The organism is Synechococcus sp. L2F (assembly GCF_024345695.1).
Taxonomy (GTDB): domain Bacteria; phylum Cyanobacteriota; class Cyanobacteriia; order PCC-6307; family Cyanobiaceae; genus MW101C3.
Genome location: NZ_JAGQBP010000001.1, coordinates 443,456 through 465,492, shown reverse-complemented (window position 1 = coordinate 465,492; position 22,037 = coordinate 443,456). Strand labels below are relative to the sequence as shown.

The following is a 22,037-nucleotide window of genomic DNA, read 5'->3' as shown; positions in this document are numbered from 1 at the left end:
GCACGAGCCATGGCATGGCTCTCGCAGCACGGAACGGCGCTCGCCTCACGGAAAGGCTCCTGTGTGAGCCGCAGCCATCCGCTTGGCCTGGCTGAATGGTCAGGTCGGCGGGAAACAAGCGGTGACGTTCGAACGCCTGGAGAAGCTGTTCACATCGCCGTTGCTGCCGCTGGGGCGCCAGAGCTTCTCCCTGCTCTGGATTCTGCAGGTGCTGCTGTTGCTGCTGGCCGTGAGCCTGGCGGCGCGGGAGCTGAAGCGGCTGCTGGCCGGTCGCGTGCTGCTCTGGTTCTCCCTGCCGGAGGGGCGTCGCGAGGCGGTGGCCACGCTGGTTTCTCTGGGGCTGGCCGCCCTGGGGTATGTGGTGGTGGCCCAAGGGATGGGGCTCGACATCGGCGCCCTTGCTGTGGTGTTCGGCGCTCTGGGGGTGGGGATCGGCTTCGGCCTGCAGGAGCTCACCCGCAATCTCACCAGTGGCCTCACCCTGCTGATGGAGGGGAAGCTGAAGGTGGGCGACCAGATTGAATTCGGCGACACCACCGGCTTCATCCGCGAGATCTCGATCCGCTCCACCGTGATCCGCACCTTCCAGGGCGCCGAGATCGTGGTGCCCAATTCGTCCATCACCAACGCGCCGGTGAAGAACCTCAGTTATCAGAGCCCCGACGGGCGAGTGGATGTGGCGGTCACGGTGGCCCATGGCAGCGACCCGCTGGCCGTGACCGAGGTGCTGCTGGATGCCGCCCTCGCCGAGCCCACGGTGTTGACCGATCCGCCGCCGAAGGTGCTGCTGCACGGCCTCCAGGGCCAGGGGATGGCGTTCGAGCTCTGGGCCTGGACCTCGGCGATCCAAGCCGGCCTCAGCCTGCGCAGTTCGCTCAACTACGCGATCGAGCAGGGGCTGCGCGAACGGCACATCGAACTGGCCGGAGCCCGTCAGCAGGTTCAGCTGCTGTCCTCCAGGCGCGCGGTGGAAGAGGACGGAGCAGGCCCTGACTGGAGCCCCTTGCGGGCGTCCCTGCCCGACCATCCCTGCTTCAGCAGCATGGATGATCGACGCCTGCGGGAACTCGTGGGCAGCGGCGCCCGCCGCTCGCTGCCCGCCGGCACGGTGCTGGTCCACCAGGGTGACGAGGGCCGCTCCTTCCACCTGGTGCTGAGTGGCGCGGTGGATGCGATCCATGAAACGGACCGGGTGAGCCGCAAGCTGTTCACCTTCACCGCAGGGGAGTTCTTCGGTGAACTGCCGCTGCTGCTCCAGGTGCCCTATCCCACGTCGATGGTGACGTCCCAGGACACGACGCTGTTCGTGGTTCCCAGCGGCAGCTTCCGCGCCCTGCTGGCCTCCAGGCCCGACTTCGCCGACACGGTCGCCCAGGAGGTGGCCCGTCGCAGCGACGTGCTGCGCAGCTATCAAGACTGCCTGCGCCAGCGCGGACTGCTCGACGACGCTGATGTTCACCAACCCCTGCAGTGGTTCCGTGAGCGCCTGCGCCGCGTGCTCGCCGTTCGCAGCCCGATCGCCACGGCTGAGACGCAGAAAGTGGCCACCCGCGCAAGCCCTTGACGGGTCTGGCCACAGACCCGAAAGGCGCAGCGATGATCGCCTTGCCCACCGGGCACGTGACCAACAGCCTCCGGTATCAGCAGGTCGGCCTGGCCCTCAAAGGCGTGATGCGGCGTGATGCCAGGCCGACGCGCTGATCCTGGGTCAGCCCCTTGCGGCCTTGTCCTTGATGTCTTCGACAGTATTGCGAACCTTGGCTTCGGCCTGTTTCGCCTTGCCGGCCAGACGATCACCCTTGTTGCCAATGACGTTGCCGATGGATTCCTGGGTCTTGCCCTCGAATTCCTTGGCACCCGCTTTGATGCGGCCGGTGGTGGCGGCCAGCGGCAAGGTGGAGGTGCTGCTGACGAAGACATCTGAGGCATGGGCGGGAGCGCTCATGGCAGGCGTGGCGATCAACACCAAAAGGCTGAAGGCCAGCCCAAGGCAGGCGGCAACCAGTTGGCGCAGTGAACGAGCTTGGTGATTCATGGTGACGATGACGATGGGAAAAGCAGGTGATGCGATCAGGTGGATGTGATCTGAACCGCGTTGTTCTCGCGGGTATTCACAGCACGTTGCGCCGGCCGGTGAAGAAGGAGAGCAGGGCAAGCACGAGGAAGACAAGGAACAGGATCTGGGCGATGCCTGCAGCTGATCCGGCGATACCACCGAAGCCGAGAACGGCGGCGATGATTGCAATGACTAGGAAAGTGATGGCATAGTTCAGCATGATGCGGCCTTCAGGGTGTGTTTACCAGTTGGGCAAGTTCTTCCTGGGTCTTGCCAAGCTTCTTCTGGAGATGACCAAGCAACTCCTCTTCTTGGCCCTCGGCGTAATCCACATCGTCGTCGGTGAGTTCGGCAAACTTCTGCCGGAGCTTTCCTTTGAGCTCATGCCATTCACCTTTGAACTGGAGCTTGTTCATGAGCAGGTCCGCGAGGGTTGGGGTTGGAGGAGCGATGCAAGTGATCATGGAGCGGGCGGATTGCTGCCGGAGCAATTGATTTGGCTTGTCATGTCAATGCATCTCTCCCTTCACTATGGGAAACATGCAGGTTGTTGGCTGCTGTAGATGTGCCTCATATCCACGGCGCCATCAACATCCAACGATGAAAGCTGGCTCGGCTGTATAGATTTGTCCTTGAAAGTTCCGCTGTGTATCCTTAGCTCAACGGGCTTGCTTCGTCGCCGTGGATTCCATTGAAGATTAAGCGAGGCGTCTGTGGCGCATCGCTCGTGGCTTTCCACTGAGCCGATGTCCGTGAATCTGCCCTGATCCATGGGACTGCAAGGGATCTGGACGAGTGCAGGGGGAATGGGCAAGCCCAGGTGATTCTGCCTTTGGCAGGTGGATCCTCCGGTCATGCGATGGCCAAGGCGCTCTCCACTCATCCAGTCAGTTCTGACCTGCGTGATGGGGGCATGCGTCTCGCGCGCTGCCCAGTGCGCTGTCCAGCGCCAGGAGCCAGGTCTTCTAACTCCCGCTAGGATGATGGCAAAGACGCCGTTCAGACGGACCCGGCGTTTGAGGCAGTCTCTGAAGTAGTCGGATTCTGATCAGATTGATTCGATGGGTTTGTTGAATCACCTGCACACCGCTATGTCGGCAGTAGTGATCACCTCAAGTGTTGCTTAGCGCATCACACGCGGAAATACCAGCAACGTTCCATGACTTCCATCCCTCCTTATTCCAGCCAAGAAGCAACGAATCCAACCCTTACCACAAGCGAGCGACTTCGGATCATGCAACGTCAACCACGCCGCATCTCCATCACCATCAGCTATCAGGTGTTTCAAACACTCCTGAACCGTTCGGAAGAGGAAGGGCGTTCCATGTCCAACCTCTGTGCCTTCCTGCTGGAGGAAGTGCTCCACCAGCAGAAGCCCGCTGCCGCCCCTGCCGAGGCCCCTGTTGTGCAGCCTGGCGTGCTGAACAGAAGCCACATGCGCTTCAGCCCTTACACGCCTGAGGCCGCGCCCACACACAACGGCAGCTTTCTCTGAACCTCGCTCCTTCAGCAGTGGAGCGGCCTGAGCCTCAGGCCATCGCTTGGCGCTGTTGATGGGGAAGATCCAGGCAATAGCCCACGCCATAGATCGTCTTGAGAAACTGGGGTCGGCGGGGATCCGGCTCGATCTTGGTTCTGAGGTGGCGGATATGGGTGCGGATGCACTCGATGTCATCGCCAGGGGAGTAGCCCCACACCTCCTTGAGCATCACCCCCCACGACACAGCCTGGCCGTGGCGCTGCAACAGGCAGTGCAGCAGCTCAAACTCCTTGCGGGTAAGGCAAACAACCTGATCGAACCAGAGTGCCTCCAGCTGTTCAGGACAGAGTCTGAGCGGCCCGTAGGACAGGATCTCCGGGGTGACCAAGGCCAGCGGCGTTTCCAGCTGGTGGCGCAGCAGGGATCGGATGCGCACGAACACCTCCTCCACCTCAAAGGGCTTGAGGACGTAGTCGTCGGCGCCGCAGTTGAAAGCCTTGAGCCTGTCTTCCTTGCTGGCCAGCGCCGTGAGCACCATCACCGGCACCCGCGCGGTGCGCCGATCGCGCCGCAGGCGCTGCAGCACCGAGAGGCCATCCAGCTTGGGCAGCAGCAGGTCGAGCACGATCAGATGGGGCTGGTGCTGCAAGGCCATGGCCTGGCCGTGATGTCCATTATCGGCGTGGAGAACGCGCCAACCCACCTGCTCCAGCAACGGGGCCAGCACCTCAAGAACGTGAGGCTCGTGATCGATGATTTGGATCAGGGGCTGAACACGCAACAGGGAACATCAGCAAGACTTGTCATATGGTGCTGAATTTCAGCATCATGTGAACGGAATGTCCTGATAAAGAAATACTGAAGCTTCTGATTTTCTTATGTATGCAGCGTGGGCGATTAGGGCGGTAAATGCCTGCGGGGATCATCCGTGCCACCCGTTTGGCCAGTCGAAGAAGGCGAAGGCGTAGGAAGTGGGTGTGCATGAGTGAACACTCTGGCCAGCGCCGAGGTGAAGGCCTTCCTCACCCACATTGGGTGCTGGAGGGGCTTGTGCTGGCCGGGTGCCGCATCCCCACGCGCTGGGGAGGACGAATCCCAACGCTCCGGTGGAGTGGGGCCAGGACATCCGCACGATCCAGGAATTGCTGGGGCATAAGGATGTGCAGATAACCATGATCTACACGCATGTGCTGAACCGCGGGCCCCTGGGCGTCACCAGTGCTGCCGACCTTCTGTAACGCGTCGAACTGTCTTAGACGGGTCCGCCAAAAACCTGGGCCCCCTGACTGGAAACGCCTGGGAGCATTGATCTGCCCTGGGTTTGTGTCTCTTTGTCTTCAATCCCTACCTCGCTTAGGCTTCACTGGGTAGGCGCAGCGCGTCTTTCACTGGGTACGCCCAATCAGTGTTAGGCGGCAAGACCACAACAGAGACAATCAAGTGATCATCGGCCCCATTCAAGCGCATGAGAGAGAGGTATTGCTTGGACTAGCCGTGAGCACCGGACTATTCACTGCCGAGGATGCGGAAGCCCTTTTGGGTGGAGTTCTGGATTCCCTTGCTGCTGGGGAGCTGCCCGAGGGGCATACTGCTGTGGCTTGTCGCGAGTTTCAAGACGGCCCAGTCATTGGGTGGTCGTACTATGCTCCAGACGCCTATTCCGAGGGGGTGTGGAACGTGTGGTGGATTGGCGTAAGACCCGGTCATCATGGCGGCGGTGTCGGCCAAGCCATTCTTTCTAACATCGAGCGAGATGCGGCAGCATTGGGTGCGCGCGTGATTGTTATTGAGACTAGTGACCAGGAAGCGTTGGCGCGAGCTCGAAACTTTTACCTGAAGCACGGGTATGAAGTGCGAGGACGTATCCCCGATTTCTATGCTGAAGGGGACTCGAAGGTGATTTTTTCACGATCTCTCGCCGGTGCAGCTTAACAATGGCTGGCTCGCCGTTCTTGCTAAAACCCACCCACCAAACACCATTCCATCGAGTCCATAATGAGCCCGAAGCGCTTGTTCAAGGTCACAGATTTTCTACAACCAGCGGACGGTGAGCCCATTCGCTCAGTCATCACCGAGTCGGCTGACGCAGCGGTCTTTGCTTGGCATGTCAAGCCCGGCCAGTCTATCTCGGCTCATGTGCATCCTGATGGCCAAGATACCTGGACCATCCTTTCAGGTTGCGGCGAGTACCGCCTTGGTGCTAAGGGGGAGTCGATTGCCATCGCCCAGGGAGATGTGCTGGTAGCCCATCGCCGAGAAGTCCACGGTGTTCTTAACACCGGGCAAGAACCACTTGTCTTTGTTTCGGTCGTCTCTCCTTCAGCATCGGGCTTCGAGCCGGTGTAGTTCATCAAGGGCGAGATACCTAGCACCAAGATCCAGCGGCCGAAACCAGAGACGCCTTGTCAGCGCATTTGGCTCCTGCCCGCCACTGATCTTGAGCGTTGGCTGGGCCGTAGCTGAACGAGCAGTTAAAGTTGCTCACTGACTCAACTCCGTGAAGCTCAACCTCTTTCGGAAGTCGCTGATCGCCTCCCTGGCCAGTATCAGCTTCTTCAGTGGCGTGCAAGCCAAGCAGCCTGCAGCAGCTGATGTCCGACAGACAAGGTTTGGGGCTCTTCAACTGGAGAACGGCTACCCCAGCAAGGCCACCGCTGCCAGGCTCTACGACGAGCTCGACTTCCAGCGCGCCACCCAGGCCTATCTCTGGGCCCTGCCGGCCGTCGGTTTCAAGGCGCTCTACGACGCCCAGGCCAAAACCTTCGGCGCCCGCAACGGCGATGTGGTGCTCTACCAGACCCTTAAGGACAAGGCGGGGATGCTCACCCCCAACATCACCACCCTCTACGCCTTCAGCTTCTGGGACCTGGCCAAGCAGGGCCCATTGGTGATCGAGGTGCCCGCCGGGCTCACCGCCGGCGGGGTGCTGGACATCTGGCAGCAGCCGATCACCGACATGGGCCAGACGGGACCCGACAAGGGCGCCGGTGGCAAGTTTCTGATCCTTCCCCCCGGCAGTCCCGAGCCGGTGGCCCCGGGCTACCTCATCGTCCGCTCCCCAAGCAATCAGATCTGGTTCGCCACCCGAGGCCTTGATCCCGACAAGGCTGTGGCCGAAGCCACCGTGCGCCGCCACCGGCTCTACGGCTGGAGCCAGCGGGATAACCCGCCCACGAACGCCTATGTGCCGGTGGCTGGTCGCCCCTGGCAGTCGGCCCAGCCCGCCGACCTGAACTACTGGCGCCTGCTGAGCGAGCTCTATGCCAACGAGCCGGTGGCCCCCCGCGACCGCATGCTGTTCGGGATGCTCGCTCCTCTGGGGATCACCCCTGGCCAGCCCTTCCAACCGGATGCCCGCCAGGCCAAGGTGCTCACGGAGGCCGCCCAGGTGGGCGATCTGATGGCCCGCACCATCGCCTACGACAAGCGAATCCCCGGCGCAACGGTGTACCCCGGCAAGCAATGGGAGTACGCCGTGTTGTTCGACCTTGATCAGGAAACCCCGGACAAACGGCGCGTGCAGATCGACGAGCGCAGTTCCTGGTTCTATGAGGCGATCGGCATGTCAGCAGGCATGCAGGGGCGGATCGTGGGCTTTGGCCAGGTGTACCTGGAGGCCTCCAAAGACAAGGGAGGACGTTGGCTTGATGGCGGCCGCACCTACCGGATGCGCGTGCCGGCTGGCGCGCCGGTGAAGCAGTTCTGGTCGATCACCCTTTACGACAACCTCAGCCGTGGCCCGCTGATCACCGACCAGGGTGCCGCCGACCTCAGCTCCCGCAAGCCGGATCTAGTCACCAACGCCGATGGCTCGGTGGATGTGTCCTTTGGCCCGGTGCGGCCGGCCGGCGCCGCCAACTGGATCAAGACCACCCCGGGCAAGGGCTGGTTCGCCTACTTCCGCTTCTACGGCCCCACCGAGGCCTACTTCAGCAAGGCCTGGCAGCTGAACGACATCGAAGCGCTCAAGCCTTGAAGGCCACCCTTCGCCTGACGACTGCCGTTCATAACCACAGCGTTCCCAACCCAAGCCATGGTCCCGACCCCCAGCCGATCTGCGGTCGCCTTGATCGCCTCCCTGATCGCCGCTCTGCCGCTGACTCCCCCTGGGGCCCTGGCGGCGACACCGGTTGCGGCACCAGTCCCCAGCTCCCGGGGCCAGGCCCGAGCCCCCAGCCCCGCCGAAGCCCGCGCCATCGCCAAGGAGGCCTGGCTCTACGCCTATGCCCCCCTGCAGGGCTATCAGACCCTCTGGAACCAGACCCAGAACAAGGCGTTCCCGGGCTACGTGGGTGGCTTCGACCGCTTCCGCCACTACAGCCGCTCCGCCACCCCGGCCGACAAGGACATCGTCACCCCCAACAACGACACGCCCTACTCCTGGGCCTGGCTGGATCTGCGCAGCGAGCCGATCGTGCTGTCGCTGCCCGCGGTGCCGGCACCCCGCTACTACGTGAACCAGTGGTTCGATCTCTACACCCACAACTTCGCCTACACCGGTGTGCGTTCCACCGGCCGCGGGGCCGGCACCTATCTGTTCGCCGGACCCCGCTGGAAGGGCACGGTGCCGAAGGGCATCAACAAGGTGTTCCGGGCGGAAACCGACTTCGTCGGCACCCTCACCCGCACCCAGTTGAACGGGCCTGATGACATCCCAGCCCTGAAGACGATCCAGGCCCAATACGTGCTCACACCCCTGTCGCGATTCACAGGCCAACCGGCGCCACCAGCAGCCCCTGCGGTGGCCTGGCCCGCCTGGAATGCCAGCAAAGCCGAGGGGATCGGCTTCATCACCTACCTCAACGCCCTGTTGCCGTTCATGCCCGCCGTGCCATCGGAGCGAGCCATGCGGGCCCGGTTCGCCCGCATCGGCATCGGCCCCGGGCTGCCCTTTGATCCCACGCGGCTGGATCCGAAGCTCCGCACCGCCCTGGAGGAAGGGGTGGCCGAGGCCAGCCAGGAGCTCAAGGCCAAGGCGCAACAACAGACCAGCTCCCAGGGATTCTTCGGCAGCAGACAGCAACTGGGGTCTGATTACCTCACGTTCCGCTCGATGGGAGCGATGCTGGGGATCTATGGCAACAGCAGTGAAGAGGCCTTCTATGCCACCCAGCAGACCGGGCCCGACGGCCAGGTGCTTGATGGGCGCAAGCGATGGGTGCTGCGATTCGAACCGGGCCAGCTGCCACCGGTGACGGAGTTCTGGTCGGTGACGCTGTACAAGCTGCCGGAACGCCTGCTTGTGGAGAATCCCATTCAACGCTATTCGATCGGTGATCGCACATCAGGCCTGAAGCTGGGAACCGACGGATCCCTGGAGATCTATATCCAGAGTGAGAATCCAGGAACGGACAAAGTCTCGAATTGGCTGCCTGCGCCAGCCGGACCCTTTTTCTTCGTGGCGCGTTTGTATGGTCCTAAGGATCCAGTCTTGAAGGGAACATGGAAGCTGCCACGCTTGACAGAAGTCAAGTGAAGCAAAGTCCATGAGCCATTGCCTCAACTCTCTGCCACTCTGGGAAGGCAAGCCAACAATCCACTTCAGCAGACGGGAGCACGAATGAGTTGCACCCAAGAGCGGCTGAATCCTTTGACTTAGACCCGCTGCTGAGTGGAGGCGTTCAAGCCGGCTTTCGCAATAGGGTTGTCGAGGCTTGGGAAGTTGAAGGGCCTGGACCTTCAACGGTATCGGTGAGGGTGATCGCCTAAGTCTTAAGTCCCACAGCTTTGGTGTCTCAGCGATCGCTCCAGTGCTATAGTTAAACACGTTACATCGGCTAGAATGCGCTCTTCCAGGCGACTAAGGGAATGAGCAACAACACCCCATTCAAAGAGGCGATCGCCCAGCTGCAGTAGATGAACCACTTCCCTGTTGAGCGAGCCATCCAGCGATAGCGAACCAACAGCCAAACGAAGATCCACTTCAATAAGCAACCTCCGACAGCCATAAAACCAAGATAGGTTGCCGCACGATCGCTGATATCACCGGGATAGAGCTCAGGATTGGCAATAAAGAAACTGCAAATGGCAATCATGCCAGTGGTTAGAACCAGAATGAACAGGCTCAGTAGGCTGAGGCAGATAACCAGAATGGTTTTAATCAGAGGTGATCGCACGAATGAAGAATCGTGAGACATGGTTGGCTAAAGAGCGAAGGCAGAATCCATTTGCTAAACATGTGGACTTAGACGCGCTATGGTGATCACGGAAAACTATATCTGTGTGGTGATAGATGGTGTTCCAATAGGCGATCGCCAACGAGCGCAAGCTAACACGTCGCTGCAACGGGCTGTTTGCAAGTGCTGGTGACGGGGCAAAGGTTACTTGCAACTGTTGGGCTGTGCTGTCAGACAGTTCAAGAGTGGCGAAGAAGCAGTGTGAAGCTCCTGGCTTCAATCGCATTGGGCTCCTTCTGCAAACCCAGGCTGCTGATCATGCAGCTGAAGAATCTTCATCAGTCAGATCATTGGAATGGCCTCCCTGGCCAGCCAAGTCGTTATCGATTCCCTGATGCGAGCTCCGACGCCGACAATCCCTCTCCTGCGCTGGTTGATGACAAGCAACCCAAGCATGTGGCGGATATCCTGGCTGACCTTGGTCAGGTGAGGATTCACTCCAACCTGTACCACAGGCGCTTAACAAGCCGCTGAACAGGAATTCTGGATTCCGAACTAGTCCATATGGCCACTCTCTGTGTATTCCTGTTCTGCACTGATTCGCCTGCCAGAGCCATCACCAGCACTGCAGGAACTCTCGGCTTGCCAGGCTGAGACCAGCCCACCTCAACGAAAGCCTAGAAGAAGTTCTCCTGCAAACAGTTAAAATCAGACATTGATGATTCGGCATTCCGGTAGTCACTGCCATGGCCCAGGACAACCGAGCTGCACAGAATCATGCAGAGGGTCTTCAGGGAGGACAAGATCGCTGGTCCTCCCCGCCACGAGTCTCACGGTCAGCAGCCTGGGCGACCGGGTGGGGGCGCGGACTCTCAGCACCGCCGGGATGCTCAGCATCAGCACCGGCCTGGTCGGCCTGTCCTGGCTAGGTCCTGACGCCTCCACCACCGCCATCGTGTGGCCCCTGGTGCTGCTGGGCGTGGGCGGCGTGCCCTTTCATCCGCCCAGCAACAGCGCCACCCTCAACACCATTCCACCCGAGCACCTCCGTGTGGCCAACGGGTTCCTCTCGATGGCGCGCGCCAGAGCGGACAGCTCCTGGACGCCTTTCTGGGGGGGCAACAGTTGTGGCCTATCGACTGGCGGCAACCATGGGACTGCTCGGCGCGGTGGTGTCTGTGATGCGCGGGGCTGAGTTTCCCGGGACCGCACCGATGGGACCCAAGCCTGTCGCAACGGTCAACGACAGCTGTCGGCGCTGAGGGCCCACGCCTGCGGTGCCAACCTCCGCGGCGCCGCGTTGCTCACCAAGCTCCGGCTTAACCTGAACACCGTTTTCAGCCGCGCGGAGCACCGGGCCCTTGGCCTGGAGGCCATGCTGCCCCTGGGAGGTTGTGCCCCAGATGAAGACCGCAGCCACTGCCTGGAATCTGGCCAATCATCTCAGCATTTGTGAAGACATGGCTGCCTATTGCAAAGCCTCTCTAGGTGATAGTGCTCGTGCTAAAGGCATCACACAGATGGCAAGGGAAGCTGGACTGGGTCGCGAAAGTCTCTATACGGCGCTCTCCTCTAGCGGTAATCCCGAACGTGGAACCGCCTTGAAGGTTGGTTCGGCACTCGGGCTTCAACTGCATGCCAGTCCTGCTGTTGAAGCAGAGACGGCTGTTAAACAATGCCACTCACCCGGCCCGCCTCCACATCACTCTTTGCCGACGCCCGAGATCACTCCGGCCAGGTGAAGACAATCGTTCTACCGATGGAGCATTAGCGCCATGAAAGTGATCCTTCTGGGAAACGCTGGAGCAGGAAAGAGTACCTTGTCGAGGCTGTTGCTTGCGAAGCGACCAGCCGCTCGACTATCGCTGGATGAGGTGGCGTTCCTTGGCGGCGCTGAACGACGGCCACTTCAAGATAGTATCGAAGATGTAAGATGTTGGATCTTCCGGCATTCCAGCTGGATCATCGAAGGCTGCTACGCGGACATTATTGAGCCTGTATTGGTCTACTGCGATGAACTGATCTTCCTGAATCCTGGGGTAGATGTATGTGTGGCCAACTGCCGCTCGAGACCTTGGGAGCCGGAGAAGTTTCGTTCCCGAATTGAGCAAGATGAGAACTTGGACAACCTGATCCAATGGGTTCGTTCCTATGAGAAGCGTTCTGATGAGTACGGCCTTCCCAGGCATCGAGCCCTCTACGACTCTTTTGATGGCAAGAAATCTGAGTTTACGCAGCTATGCCAGTATGAAACGGTATGGCAAGACCATTCATCCAGGCAGCTGTAGCAGGGTGGCTACCTGGATCCTCACAGTTCTTGCGGTTTGGTGATGGCCGCCGTTTGGCCGCATCCTTTGCCAGAAGATGTTGAGATAGGCTTCTGGCATTCCCTTTCCCAGTGCACGGAGTCGTCGAGATGAGGTCATCAAGCCAACACTTTCTGGGACTTGCCGTTGCCGCTCTTGTTGCGAATGCGGCCACGACTGCATCGGCTCAGACCTTCCAGATGACCACGCCAATACCACCTGGAGTGGCCACTCCGGACCGGTCGGAGACGTCGATCGGCCCGTTGAACCTCATCGATGGTTTCCCGCAGCCAGATACCATCGAGAAGATCTACGACAACCTGGATCGCTCCCGCGCTTTGCAGGCCTACCTGCTGGCCATTCCGATTGTGAATCAGGCCGGTATGCGTGAATCGTTGCGCAAGTTTGGCCCCGAGAACACCACCAACGTGATCTGGGAGAACCTGGTGGATCCCAGAACAATAGAACTCACGGCCAACGACAACACGGTATACAGCTTTATCTGGCTCGACACGAAGAAAGGACCCTTGGTGGTCGAAGTGCCTCCCAAGGTGCTGGGTGCTGTCAATGACTTCTGGTATCGCTGGGTGGCCGACATCGGCATCACGGGGGCCGACAAGGGCGCGGGCGGCAAGTACCTGTTCCTGCCACCGGGGTATCAGGGCGCCATCCCGCAAGGTTATGTCGTGGTCAAACCCAAAACCTTCGGCAACTGGCTGTTCTTCCGCTCCTTTCTGGTGGATGGTTCCACCAAGCTAGGGGTGGAGTCGGTGAAAGCGAACCTGAAGATCTACCAACTCTCCGATGCTGCCAACCCTCCGGCGGTCAAGTTTGCCAATGCCTCAGGCGTGCCAGCCAATTTCGTCGCCCCTGGCGACTACTCCTTCTGGGCGCTGCTCAACCAGGTGATTCAGGAGGAACCTCCCACCGGCGCCGACCTCACCACGTTGGGACTGTTCGCCTCGATCGGCATTGTCAAAGGCAAGCCGTTCAACCCCAACGAGCGCTGGAAAGCCATCCTCGCCGACGCCGCCAACATCGGTGCCGTGACGGCACGAACCCTGGCTCTCAAGATTCGTGAGCCGGAAGCCTATTTCTATCCCAACAGTTCCTGGCGGTTGCCCTTCTTCGGTGGATACAGGTTCGAAGTTTCCCCAGGTGTGGCCAACCTTGATGGTGCGATCTTCTATTACTACTTCGCCACCGGTGTGACTCCGGCCATGGAAGAAAAGATTGTCGGCAAGGGCTCCCAGTATCCCTGGGCCGCGTTGGATTCCAAGGGCGAACGCTTCGATGGCGGCAAAACCTATCGTTTGCGCCTGCCGCCCAACACTCCCGTGGCCGATTTCTGGTCTGTGATCGTGTACGACACACAGACCCGTTCCATGCTGCAGACAGACCAGAAAGCACCGAGCGTCAGCAGCCAGGACAAGGGCATCAAAACCAATGCCGACGGTTCTGTCGATGTCTGGTTTGGCCCAAAGCCCCCTGTTGGATTCGAGAAGAACTGGGTGCAGACGATTCCTGGCAAGGGCTGGTTCACGCTTCTGCGCCTCTATGGTCCGTTGGAGCCCTGGTTCAACAAAACCTGGCGGCCAGGTCCGATCGAATTGCAGAAGTGATTCAGCGATCAACGTCATCGCCCCCTCGTGATCACCATTGGCTCGGGCTGCTTGAATGGCAGTTAGGGAGTGTGAACCCTCCCGAACGACACTGCTGTGGAATGTGTCGTGTCTGTCCTTCATGCAGGCCACAGGCTCGGAATGAATCGACAGCTACTGTTGAACGACCTGATCGGATCGAATGGAGCGGTGGCTGGTGATGATCCCTGCCAGCAGGAAGATCACTCCTGACACTGTGGCCAAGTCGAGTGGTTCTCCCAACAGCGCTGACGCGCTGACGATGGCCACCACGATCGTCAGTGATCCCCAGATTGATACGGTCGCCACACTGTATTGCCGATAGGCCATTCCCAGAGCCACAGTGCTACCCAGGGACAGAGTGATGCCGTAGATCAAGATCACTCCGACGACCCAGCGCACGTTCAGCAGGTGGAAGTGCCCGAGACCGAAGAGCACCAGAGCGATGATGCCAAACAGCAGTGCTGACATCGTTGAGGGGATCCCGATCGTGACCACGGCAGGCCAATGCCGCGTGGCGATGCTGCGACCGGTCACGGCGGTGGAACCGAAGGCCAGCACTCCCACCAAAGCCCAGCCGTAACCGATCAGTTGATCACCCTGTCCCGCCGCCTTCATCATGGCCGCCCCTGGCAGCATCAGGCCGATGGCGATCAGGCTCAGACTGAGCCAGAAGCGGCGAGGCAGGCTTTCTGCAAGGAACTGGCGAGCCAGATGGGCTGAGACTGGCAACACGAGGGCGAATAACAGGGTCAGGCTGATCACCGACAGGGATTCGAGGGTGAAGTAGTAAGCGATCGGACCGATGAACAGACCCAGGCCAGCATCGATGATCAGCAACCATCGGTCCGTCGGGTTCAGTTGCGCAAGAGCAGGTCGGATGGCCCCAGGGTTCGGCATCAGGAAGGTCAGTCCGATCACCAGCTGAGCCACGAAGAAAACGTTGCAGAAGCTGATCGGGTTTTCCCCATGCACCGGGTGGGTGGTGCCATAGGTCTGCAGGGCTTTGAGAACTGTGGCATCCAGCCCTTTGAGCAGCACGTACAGGCTGAGTGGCAGAACGCGCCGCCAATCCAGATCCTTCAGTTCCAATCCGCTCGGAACGCTCATCGGTACATGAGGAGTCTGAGGTCCATGCCGCATCGGTTCATGGCCTTAGCTTCCCACTCGGTCTGCATTCGTCATGACGGCTCTGAAGACAACTCTGATCGGTGCCCTGGTCCTGGCACTGCTCGGCAGCTCCGCGGCTCCTGGGCAAGCCGAAACCTTGCAGGGCCCTGCCTCCATGGTGATCGCCCAGGCAACTCCCATGGCCATGCAGAGCTTCCGCATGGCCGAAGCTCCTGTTAATGGCAGCTTCACCATCATCAAGAAAGCCGGCAAGCAGTTGCTTGTGATAAGCAGCGACTTCAAGACCAAGGAGACAGCCCCCGACCTGAAAGTGGTCTTCAGCCCATCAGCAACCCCATTGGCAAGCACCAAGGCCCCCAGCTTTCCGCTCAAAGCCGGCAGCTACACAATCCTCGCCCCGCTTAAATCCGCCTCCGGCGCCCAGAGCTATGTGATCCCCTCCTCCATCGACCTCAGCCAGCAGGGGTCGCTGCTGATCTGGTGCGAGGCCTTCAACGCCACAATGGCCTGGGCACCCCTGAAGCCCTGAGCCATGCAGGCCCTCGACTGCCTCTGGCTGCTTCAATCGGCCCTGACCGTTGCCCTTGCTGGGCATGGGGCTCGCGGGCCTGACGCTGTTCTCTGTGGCCTGCCGTGCTGAGATCCACAACCACCTGGGCTGGAGCCGGTTGCATGTCAGTGCCAACGTGCTGGCCACCCTGATCGTTCTGGCCCAAGGGCTTCTTCTCGTGAGCTCAATCACAAAGCCATTCCCCTTTGCAATGTCACCAGATAACACCGCATCTTCATCATCTAGGCGGGGCTGGACACCTGGAGTTGCCGCGGCACCTCATAGTGGAGCTCAGCAAAGGCCTCGCCCAAGGCACGCGCCGAGGTGAGCCTCAGGGGTGGGAAGGCGATCTGCCGCGGTAGGAGCGGCGAGCCCTGCCCCAAGGTCACCGAGGCCACCTGAATGATCAGTTCATCAAGCAGGCCAGCATCCAAGAACTGCGCGGCCAACTCGCCGCCTCCGGCAACCCAGATGTTCTTCCCCGCAGCTGTGGCCACCATCTGTTCGTGGACGTGAGTGACAGTGCCAGATACGAAGCGCAGATCGGCATCCCGCACGGTGGGCAGCCTGCGGCTCGAGAAGACCCACGTGGGCTGTTGATAAGGCCAGGGCTTTTCTTCTGGTGTTCCCGCTTTGATGTGATGATCCAACAGCCACTCATAGGTGGATGAACCCATGGCGATCGCACCAACCTCAGCAAGGAAATCTTCGTAGCCTGTGCCTTCGGCTTCTCCGAACTGAAGCAGCCAGTCCAAGGAGTTGTCCTTGGCGGCGATGAAGCCATCCAGGCTGGAGGCGGAATAGTACTGAGTTTTCACTGACGGGCTGACGATGTTGATGATCAAGACAACAACCGTGGCCAAGCGAACCTGATCACAGCGGTTGTGTACTGTGGCAGCATGCATGCCCTCGTGGGCTGAGCGCAATGACCGGAGCACCACTTGTGCCGTAGATCAGCATCTTGATTGCGTCTTGAGCAACCAGGGGAAAGCCTTCGGGCGGCTTCATCATCTCTAGGCGATCAAAGACCCTGGTCAAGTTGACTGATTCTGGCATTGCCCGATTAGGTCGATAGTCCTGACGGGGAAGTCGCTGCCAACCTCACGCCAGATGAGATCACAGATTTCCTTGGCGTACTCACAGGCTGGGCTGGGGTTATGAGGATGGTATTCCTTACACCCACCAGCCCGAGGGGTTCGCCCACGCTGATATAACTCTGCCGACAGAACTCGATTCGATCGAAGGTGACGACATGAGCTGAGGTCAACGTCTTCCTTCAGTCCAAGAGGACTGATCAGCGTGCCCCCAGCCCATGTCGAAAGACACAGGGGGCTCAATCAGCCACGCCAAGTCGGAATTCCTCCCTCTAACAGGGTGCCACGCTGACGCCAGATGGCCTCAGGAGTGACAGAAATCCCGTGCTCAAAGGCTAGATGGGCCGCTTCCTCTGTGGTTGTCGTCCCAGACAGCGCATTGGCAAAGCTTTGATCTTGTTGCAATAGCGTCTTGAGTTGATGCAGGGCGTCTTCGTTCGGAGCAGTGGCAGAGGTGGTCGGTAGGTCACAGGTGGCCATTGGGCCCCTATCTCGAAGTAATTCCACCCTAGGAACGTTGACTCTGGGATGCATCACCTGATGTGGTGAGGTTTTGGACGAGCAGCTACGGCGGTCGGCTGACCTTGCAGCTTTCCTGACCATCAGTGGTAGCAAGGGGTGTGATGCCCAGTGACTCAGCTGCGCGTACCGGCTCAGCACACTCAGACCATGCCCGCCTCCAGTTTTCTGAGAGCTGGTGGGTAGGCAGGCCGTTCTCCACTGCTGGAGGATCTCCAGGGGCGTACGCCCCTGGTTGTGTTTCCCCACCAGGTTGTTCATGCCTGCAGCTGAGCAGGCAGCTGCAGAGTGGCCTCCTCTCCCAGCAGCTGCTCGATCAGAAGAAGAACTTCACACCGGCTTCGACGCCATTCTGATTGATGTTGAAGGCATTTTCGGGATCCTCTCCATTACGTCCCCCCAGGTGCAGATAGCGCCAGGAGATGTTGAGCTGGGTGGAGTTGCCGATGGCATAGCCCACCCCCAGCTGCGTGTTCCAGGAGTAATCATCGGCGTTGTTCAGCCCGAATCCGCCGATGTCGGCGCGGGCGAACAGCCTGAGGCGCGGGGAGAGAAACAGCATGGCCTGGGTGCCCAGCAGGGGCTGAGCCACAGTGCTCCCGAACGACTGTTGTGGTTGAAGGTTCAATCCCTCAAGCGTCCTGGATCCCTCCAGGCGCGGCCCTCTGAAGGTGAGGGTTCGGCCGGGACCGCTGCTCTGCACGGCCAGGTTGTACTGCATGTTCACGAACCGCACGCCCGCGTAGGGGATGACAGCGAAGCTGCCGGCGCGGGCCACGGCTGATTCCCGATCGCCGAAGCGATAGCGCAGGGCCAGGTCGTAGAGGCCTTGAATGTTGCTGATGCTGGCAGCGACGCTGCGTTGGCTGTCAGGGGTGAGGGTGAGGCTGCGGCGGCCGAGCGGGCCTTCGATCGAGCGTGTTGTGATGTCCTGCAGCCTGCCTTCTTCCCCGGCGACGGAGACATAGCTGATGTCGGTGAGGAGGCCGATGCGGCCGTACTCCACACTGCCGCGGATGGAGGCCACACCGGTGAGCGCCTTCAGCACCTGGCCGAGGTTGAGATCCAGTTCGGTGTCGAAGCCTTTGACGGTGGTGGACCCGGTGGTGCGCAGCGGCGCGAATCCATAGAGCTCCACACTGCCGGCCCACGGCGATGGTGCGCCTTCGCTGGCCGCCGGGTCAACGGAGCCTGGTTCAAGCTGGGCCGTCTCACTCAGACCCGTCTCACCCTGAGCTTCTTCACCTTGTGCTGGGTCGGCCTGAACGGATGCCCTCAGGATCGGCCCCATCAAGCTGGAGGCCGCCGTAGCCGGCTCAGCAGCGTTCGCCACAGAGGCCTCGAGGGCGCCACCCAGAGCAGCGATCAGCCACACAGCGCTGATCCGCTGGAGCGGAAGCGCTGAACGACCAGCGTGAGAGCGAGGCAGGCACCAGACCATCGGCTGAAGGGAAGGGAGTGACATCACTTGTTCGAGGCCGGTGTCAGAAGGCTTTGAACACGCCGAGCATCCCACAAGGGGCCGGGCCGGTATCGACGGGAGGCGCGATTCGAAGGGGCGGCACCTGTGGCCGTTGCGGCGGGTTGCGCTCATCGGCCACCCAATCCGCCGGCGATCAGCAGCACCAGAGCCACCAGGCCGATCAGGGTGAGGGCCAGGGCCGTCGCCGTGGCGATCGAGGCCTTTTCGATGTAAATGAAATCGTCATACTTCAAGCGCCGCACCACCCTGCGGTGCTGACGCGTGGCCGCTGCCATGGCCACGATCCCCGTGACCACAAACCCGATCGAGATCAAGCGCACGCTGAGATGGGCATGGGAGCTGCCCTCAAAGCGGCTGGCCTCGATCGCTCCGATGATCTTGTCGAGACCGAAGCCGAAGCTGATCAGCGACAGGCAGGTGCGGATCCAGGCCATCAGCGTGCGCTCCGCCGCCTCCCGGTTGCGTTCCTTGGCCAGTTCATTGGTGAGGTTCATGGGGTGTCAGATGGCGAGGATGGTGTGCTCAGGATCCAGGCGGGAGCGGCTGGTCTTGCTCCAGCCGCCGTTCAGCCTCCAGTTCCCTGGCGAGGAACACATTGAGGAAGGTGCGGATCACGGCCACCGTCGCCAGTTGGATCAGGTTGCTGTCCGTGGGAGCTGTGGTGGTGGCGACGATGTCGGCACCGAGCTGAAACTCCAGCGCCATCGATAGCCAGCTGCCGAAACAGAGGCGAACCGCGCTGGGGGGGCGGCGCCCGCGATGGGCCAGCACGGGCAGGAACGGCAGGGCCAGGCGAAAGGTGGCGATCATGCCGGCCACCACACAGAGCACCGACAGGGCTTCCAGGCTGAGGCGAACGACAGTCGCCAGACCCTGCAGCAGGGCCTCGGAGGATTCAAGCCAGGGCATCTACAGGGCGGCGAAGGGCACCGACTGCCTCTGGCGTTGCCAGCGCAGAAAGGGAATCGACAGCAGCACGGTGACCACGAGGTAGGCCAGCACCGCGAGTTTGAGGCCGGGAATGTCGCTGCCGTAGGTCGTCGCGAACAGCAGGGCCAGGCCCGGGTTCCGCATGGAGGTGACCAGGGCGATCGTGACGCGTTCCCGGGGCTCAGGGCCAGCGATCCCGTAGCCGATGGTCAGGGACGCCAGCACCATCACCGCCATGAAGGGCAGAGCCAGCAGGTTGGCGCCCACGAAGGCGACCAGCAGGGGCAACGACTTGACCAGCACCAGCACGATCAGCAGCAGCAACAGGCCATTGGCCAGCTTGTCGAGAGGACCGGACAGCCGCTCTGCCAAGCCAGGCCGCCAGCGCCTCAGCGTCAGACCCGCCAGCAGGGGCAGCACCTGGGTCTTGCCCACCTGCAGGGCTACCGTCCTCGCCGTGATGTCCCAGCCGGATACCCCGAAGGAGGACTGGTACAGGTCGGCGACCAGCGGAATCGACACGATCGCCGCCACGGCCACACAGGCCTGGAGCACAGCGGCCAGCTCACGGTCGCCGCCGACCTTGCCCGCCTTGCGCAGGGTGAGCGGAGCGCTTGGGGAGGCCGCCATCAGGGCGATGCCGATGCGGGCCGGTTGGGTCAGGGCCAAGCTCAGCGGCAGCTTCATCAGCAGCAGGGCGACCAGGGGCACCAGCACACAGGAGCCGATCAAGACCCGGATCACCAGGGCGGGTCTTCGGCTCAGGCGAACGATCGCCTCTCCAGTCAGACCCACTCCCAGAGCGAACATGATCGTGAACAGGGCGGCGCTGACGATCAACAGGGAGGGCTGGCCCATGGCATCAGATGGCAGGAGAAACAGATGGAGCTGGCTGGATGGAGAGAAATCGAGCCAGCTGGATGGAAACTGAGCGATTCAGAGGCAAGTGACTGAGGTTCAACCGCTCGGATCCAAGCTGGTTCCAGTGAGATCAGCCTCCTGGAACACAGCGCCGGTGAGGATGGCGCCGCGGAGATCGGCCTTGGTGAGGATGGCGCGGGTGAAGTTGGCCTGGCTGAGGTCCGCCCCGGCCAGATTGGCCTCGCTGAGATCGGCCTCCGTGAAGTTGGCCCCTTGCAGATCCGAACCCTGCAGATTCGCCTTGCGCAACACCGTTGCGCTGAAGTTGCCGCCTCGCCAACGGCTGAACGGAATCTTGATCCCCTCCAGATTGGTGGCCTGCAGATCGAAATCGTCCTGCCAGATGCCATCAGAGCACAGATCTTCAAGGGCGCGGATGCGTGCCAGGCTGAATCTGATGCCAGCCTCTTGCTGCGCCAACAACAGCGAGAGTTGCTCGTGATGTTCTCTCTCCTTGCGACGACCCGCCTCCAGGATGTAAACAAGACCCGCTGTGACGATGCTGAACGACTCCACATTGTCAATGCTGATGACGTCCAGGAAATTGCTGGTCAGGCAGTTCTCGCTGGGTTCGGCTCCATGGCAGTTGTCGAAACGATTGACGACGGACAGCAACACAAAGGATAGGGTTGCTGCCATCAACAGCCTGAATCTGAAGGAGCGATCCAGCAGCAGGAAGAACGGTGACTCGCGGCGGAGCTGCTGACGGGTCAGCCAGGTGGATCGTTTGGGCAGTGTCATCGGAGGAGTGATCACCTTGCGGCAGGCGTCAGCCAAGGGGTGGAAATCAGCTGACAGAAAGGGATGGCGGCGCCATGGCTTCAGGGCCGCACGATGCAGCGAAAGCCCATGTGGCCGGTGGAGGTGTCGATGCCCTGGGCCATGCGCGCCGCCGGCCGGTAGCGACGGCAATAGCTGGGGGCGCACAGAAACGAGCCGCCCTTCACCACCTTGCGGGGCATCGTTCCGTGCTGGCTGGCGGGGTCGATGCTGGCCTCCCGGGCGGCAGCCGCTTCGGCGCAGCAGCCGCTGCTGGCCTCAGCCGGTAACGCCCCATCGGCTTGGTGCGGGTGGGGGCCGTACCAGCTATCGGTCCACTCCCACACGTTGCCGATGCAATCGAGCAGCCCGAAGCCGTTGGCAGGAAAGGCGCCCACCGGCGAGGTGCCGGCATAGCCGTCGAGCAGGCTGTTGTGGTGGGGGAAGTCGCCCTGGAAGGTGTTGGCCACCGGGCGGCCCTCCGGGTGCAGCGCATCCCCCCAGGCGAACTCGCAGCCTTCACGGCCGCCCCAGGCGGCCCGCTCCCATTCCGCTTCGCTCGGCAGCTGCTTGCCGCACCAGGCGGCATAGGCGGCCGCATCCTCATGGGCCACATGCACCACCGGATGCTGCGGGCGGTTCCTGATTGAGCTGCCGGGGCCCTCCGGGTGGCGCCAGTCGGCGCCGGGGATGTACTGCCACCAGCGGTAGGGATCGCCTGTTCCCACCGGGCCCGGCGGGGGCACGAACACGATCGAGGCGGGCGCCAGCCGCTCTGGTGGTGCCTCGGGGTAGAGGGCCGGATCGGCCGGCCGCTCGGCCAGGGTGCGGTGGCCCGTGGCCTTCACGAACTTGAGGAACTGGGCGTTGGTGACCGGGGCACGGTCGATCCAGAAGCCCTCCAGCGCCACCCGGTGGGCCGGAGCCTCCTCCGGGTAGTGGTGGTTGGAGCCCATCAGGAACGTGCCCGCGGGGATCCAGGCCATGTCTCGCGCCGGCGGTCGCCCCGGCCGGAGAGCCGGGGCAAGGGAACGGTTCGAGGCCATGGCGAC

The 22,037-nt window shown here is 61.3% G+C and carries 25 protein-coding genes; 12 read left to right on the top strand and 13 right to left on the bottom strand.

The window, feature by feature from the left end:
* Positions 1 to 121: 121 nt before the first annotated feature.
* On the top strand, positions 122 to 1,564 hold the full coding sequence (locus tag KBZ19_RS02315; protein WP_255099617.1) for a mechanosensitive ion channel domain-containing protein: 1,443 nt from the start codon (positions 122 to 124) through the stop codon (positions 1,562 to 1,564).
* Between the two features lie 144 nt (positions 1,565 to 1,708).
* On the opposite strand, the gene KBZ19_RS15080 is transcribed toward KBZ19_RS02315, so the two are convergent.
* From KBZ19_RS15080 to KBZ19_RS02300, 3 genes are read right to left on the bottom strand one after another with little or no spacing between them, the layout of a single operon-like run.
* A complete protein-coding gene (locus tag KBZ19_RS15080; RefSeq protein WP_315856312.1) occupies positions 1,709 to 2,155 on the bottom strand; it encodes a CsbD family protein in 447 nt (148 codons plus the stop codon).
* Entirely contained in the window at positions 2,112 to 2,276 is a 165-nt protein-coding gene (locus KBZ19_RS02305) for a DUF1328 domain-containing protein (protein ID WP_094510965.1), read from the bottom strand. The genes KBZ19_RS15080 and KBZ19_RS02305 overlap by 44 nt, the downstream gene beginning before the upstream one ends.
* A gap of 10 nt (positions 2,277 to 2,286) precedes the next feature.
* Positions 2,287 to 2,520 (bottom strand): CsbD family protein, encoded by a 234-nt coding sequence (locus tag KBZ19_RS02300; protein ID WP_255099616.1) that lies wholly within the window; start codon positions 2,518 to 2,520, stop codon positions 2,287 to 2,289.
* Between the two features lie 770 nt (positions 2,521 to 3,290).
* On the opposite strand from KBZ19_RS02300, the gene KBZ19_RS02295 reads away from it, so the two are divergent.
* The gene (locus tag KBZ19_RS02295) at positions 3,291 to 3,551 is read left to right on the top strand and encodes a hypothetical protein (protein ID WP_094510963.1); all 261 of its coding nucleotides are present in this window, start codon (positions 3,291 to 3,293) and stop codon (positions 3,549 to 3,551) included.
* 34 nt (positions 3,552 to 3,585) lie between these two features.
* Here KBZ19_RS02295 and KBZ19_RS02290 read toward each other — a convergent pair whose 3' ends face one another.
* A complete protein-coding gene (locus tag KBZ19_RS02290) occupies positions 3,586 to 4,317 on the bottom strand; it encodes a response regulator transcription factor (RefSeq protein WP_255099615.1) in 732 nt (243 codons plus the stop codon).
* Between the two features lie 280 nt (positions 4,318 to 4,597).
* Here KBZ19_RS02290 and KBZ19_RS02285 point away from each other — a divergent pair, with 280 nt between their 5' ends.
* From KBZ19_RS02285 to KBZ19_RS02265, 5 genes are all read left to right on the top strand, one after another.
* Positions 4,598 to 4,774 (top strand): tyrosine-type recombinase/integrase, encoded by a 177-nt coding sequence (locus KBZ19_RS02285; RefSeq protein WP_399220075.1) that lies wholly within the window; start codon positions 4,598 to 4,600, stop codon positions 4,772 to 4,774.
* A gap of 202 nt (positions 4,775 to 4,976) precedes the next feature.
* Positions 4,977 to 5,468 carry an N-acetyltransferase gene (locus KBZ19_RS02280; RefSeq protein WP_255099614.1) on the top strand — a complete coding sequence of 164 codons (492 nt, stop codon included), beginning with the start codon at positions 4,977 to 4,979 and terminating at the stop codon, positions 5,466 to 5,468.
* A 60-nt stretch (positions 5,469 to 5,528) separates the two neighbouring features.
* Entirely contained in the window at positions 5,529 to 5,882 is a 354-nt protein-coding gene (locus KBZ19_RS02275; RefSeq protein ID WP_399220093.1) for a cupin domain-containing protein, read from the top strand.
* 217 nt (positions 5,883 to 6,099) lie between these two features.
* Entirely contained in the window at positions 6,100 to 7,512 is a 1,413-nt protein-coding gene (locus KBZ19_RS02270) for a DUF1254 domain-containing protein (RefSeq protein WP_255099612.1), read from the top strand.
* Positions 7,513 to 7,602: 90 nt separating this feature from the next.
* Positions 7,603 to 9,012 carry a DUF1254 domain-containing protein gene (locus KBZ19_RS02265; protein ID WP_255099611.1) on the top strand — a complete coding sequence of 470 codons (1,410 nt, stop codon included), beginning with the start codon at positions 7,603 to 7,605 and terminating at the stop codon, positions 9,010 to 9,012.
* A 301-nt stretch (positions 9,013 to 9,313) separates the two neighbouring features.
* On the opposite strand, the gene KBZ19_RS02260 is transcribed toward KBZ19_RS02265, so the two are convergent.
* A complete protein-coding gene (locus tag KBZ19_RS02260) occupies positions 9,314 to 9,673 on the bottom strand; it encodes a hypothetical protein (protein ID WP_255099610.1) in 360 nt (119 codons plus the stop codon).
* Between the two features lie 835 nt (positions 9,674 to 10,508).
* Here KBZ19_RS02260 and KBZ19_RS02255 point away from each other — a divergent pair.
* From KBZ19_RS02255 to KBZ19_RS02240, 4 genes are all read left to right on the top strand, one after another.
* Positions 10,509 to 10,847: a hypothetical protein gene (locus KBZ19_RS02255; RefSeq protein WP_255099609.1), complete on the top strand. Its 339-nt coding sequence runs from the start codon at positions 10,509 to 10,511 to the stop codon at positions 10,845 to 10,847.
* A 208-nt stretch (positions 10,848 to 11,055) separates the two neighbouring features.
* Positions 11,056 to 11,394: an addiction module antidote protein gene (locus tag KBZ19_RS02250; protein ID WP_255099608.1), complete on the top strand. Its 339-nt coding sequence runs from the start codon at positions 11,056 to 11,058 to the stop codon at positions 11,392 to 11,394.
* A gap of 33 nt (positions 11,395 to 11,427) precedes the next feature.
* Entirely contained in the window at positions 11,428 to 11,940 is a 513-nt protein-coding gene (locus KBZ19_RS02245) for a hypothetical protein (protein ID WP_255099607.1), read from the top strand.
* Positions 11,941 to 12,182: 242 nt separating this feature from the next.
* A complete protein-coding gene (locus tag KBZ19_RS02240) occupies positions 12,183 to 13,580 on the top strand; it encodes a DUF1254 domain-containing protein (protein ID WP_255099606.1) in 1,398 nt (465 codons plus the stop codon).
* Between the two features lie 153 nt (positions 13,581 to 13,733).
* Here KBZ19_RS02240 and KBZ19_RS02235 read toward each other — a convergent pair whose 3' ends face one another.
* The gene (locus KBZ19_RS02235; RefSeq protein WP_255099605.1) at positions 13,734 to 14,639 is read right to left on the bottom strand and encodes a DMT family transporter; all 906 of its coding nucleotides are present in this window, start codon (positions 14,637 to 14,639) and stop codon (positions 13,734 to 13,736) included.
* A 142-nt stretch (positions 14,640 to 14,781) separates the two neighbouring features.
* Here KBZ19_RS02235 and KBZ19_RS02230 point away from each other — a divergent pair, with 142 nt between their 5' ends.
* Positions 14,782 to 15,258, top strand: coding sequence for a DM13 domain-containing protein (locus KBZ19_RS02230; RefSeq protein ID WP_255099604.1), 477 nt, complete (start codon positions 14,782 to 14,784; stop codon positions 15,256 to 15,258).
* A gap of 263 nt (positions 15,259 to 15,521) precedes the next feature.
* Here the strand turns inward: KBZ19_RS02230 and KBZ19_RS02225 are convergent, their stop codons facing one another.
* From KBZ19_RS02225 to KBZ19_RS02195, 7 genes are all read right to left on the bottom strand, one after another.
* Positions 15,522 to 16,142 (bottom strand): dihydrofolate reductase family protein, encoded by a 621-nt coding sequence (locus tag KBZ19_RS02225; protein WP_255099603.1) that lies wholly within the window; start codon positions 16,140 to 16,142, stop codon positions 15,522 to 15,524.
* Positions 16,143 to 17,208: 1,066 nt separating this feature from the next.
* Positions 17,209 to 18,183 carry a hypothetical protein gene (locus KBZ19_RS02220; RefSeq protein ID WP_255099601.1) on the bottom strand — a complete coding sequence of 325 codons (975 nt, stop codon included), beginning with the start codon at positions 18,181 to 18,183 and terminating at the stop codon, positions 17,209 to 17,211.
* 299 nt (positions 18,184 to 18,482) lie between these two features.
* Positions 18,483 to 18,869: a YidH family protein gene (locus KBZ19_RS02215; protein ID WP_255099600.1), complete on the bottom strand. Its 387-nt coding sequence runs from the start codon at positions 18,867 to 18,869 to the stop codon at positions 18,483 to 18,485.
* Between the two features lie 28 nt (positions 18,870 to 18,897).
* Positions 18,898 to 19,284, bottom strand: a complete 387-nt coding sequence (locus tag KBZ19_RS02210) for a DUF1622 domain-containing protein (RefSeq protein WP_255099599.1) — start codon at positions 19,282 to 19,284, stop codon at positions 18,898 to 18,900.
* Positions 19,285 to 20,163 carry a bile acid:sodium symporter family protein gene (locus KBZ19_RS02205; RefSeq protein ID WP_255099598.1) on the bottom strand — a complete coding sequence of 293 codons (879 nt, stop codon included), beginning with the start codon at positions 20,161 to 20,163 and terminating at the stop codon, positions 19,285 to 19,287. It abuts the gene before it with no gap.
* A gap of 99 nt (positions 20,164 to 20,262) precedes the next feature.
* Complete coding sequence (locus KBZ19_RS02200) at positions 20,263 to 20,967, bottom strand: pentapeptide repeat-containing protein (RefSeq protein ID WP_094511072.1); 705 nt, start codon at positions 20,965 to 20,967, stop codon at positions 20,263 to 20,265.
* Between the two features lie 80 nt (positions 20,968 to 21,047).
* Positions 21,048 to 21,971: a formylglycine-generating enzyme family protein gene (locus tag KBZ19_RS02195; RefSeq protein WP_255099597.1), complete on the bottom strand. Its 924-nt coding sequence runs from the start codon at positions 21,969 to 21,971 to the stop codon at positions 21,048 to 21,050.
* Positions 21,972 to 22,037: the final 66 nt, after the last annotated feature.

What these genes read in the sequence shown, in the direction of transcription:
- KBZ19_RS02250 (WP_255099608.1), top strand. Translation starts at nt 11,056, where the DNA reads ATGAAGACCGCAGCCACTGCCTGGAATCTGGCCAATCATCTCAGCATT.
- KBZ19_RS02220 (WP_255099601.1), bottom strand. Translation starts at nt 18,183, where the DNA reads ATGGGGCCGATCCTGAGGGCATCCGTTCAGGCCGACCCAGCACAAGGT.
- KBZ19_RS02305 (WP_094510965.1), bottom strand. Translation starts at nt 2,276, where the DNA reads ATGCTGAACTATGCCATCACTTTCCTAGTCATTGCAATCATCGCCGCC.
- KBZ19_RS02300 (WP_255099616.1), bottom strand. Translation starts at nt 2,520, where the DNA reads ATGATCACTTGCATCGCTCCTCCAACCCCAACCCTCGCGGACCTGCTC.
- KBZ19_RS02295 (WP_094510963.1), top strand. Translation starts at nt 3,291, where the DNA reads ATGCAACGTCAACCACGCCGCATCTCCATCACCATCAGCTATCAGGTG.
- KBZ19_RS02195 (WP_255099597.1), bottom strand. Translation starts at nt 21,971, where the DNA reads ATGGCCTGGATCCCCGCGGGCACGTTCCTGATGGGCTCCAACCACCAC.
- KBZ19_RS02245 (WP_255099607.1), top strand. Translation starts at nt 11,428, where the DNA reads ATGAAAGTGATCCTTCTGGGAAACGCTGGAGCAGGAAAGAGTACCTTG.
- KBZ19_RS02200 (WP_094511072.1), bottom strand. Translation starts at nt 20,967, where the DNA reads ATGACACTGCCCAAACGATCCACCTGGCTGACCCGTCAGCAGCTCCGC.
- KBZ19_RS02205 (WP_255099598.1), bottom strand. Translation starts at nt 20,163, where the DNA reads ATGGGCCAGCCCTCCCTGTTGATCGTCAGCGCCGCCCTGTTCACGATC.
- KBZ19_RS02210 (WP_255099599.1), bottom strand. Translation starts at nt 19,284, where the DNA reads ATGCCCTGGCTTGAATCCTCCGAGGCCCTGCTGCAGGGTCTGGCGACT.
- KBZ19_RS02260 (WP_255099610.1), bottom strand. Translation starts at nt 9,673, where the DNA reads ATGTCTCACGATTCTTCATTCGTGCGATCACCTCTGATTAAAACCATT.
- KBZ19_RS02215 (WP_255099600.1), bottom strand. Translation starts at nt 18,869, where the DNA reads ATGAACCTCACCAATGAACTGGCCAAGGAACGCAACCGGGAGGCGGCG.
- KBZ19_RS02230 (WP_255099604.1), top strand. Translation starts at nt 14,782, where the DNA reads ATGACGGCTCTGAAGACAACTCTGATCGGTGCCCTGGTCCTGGCACTG.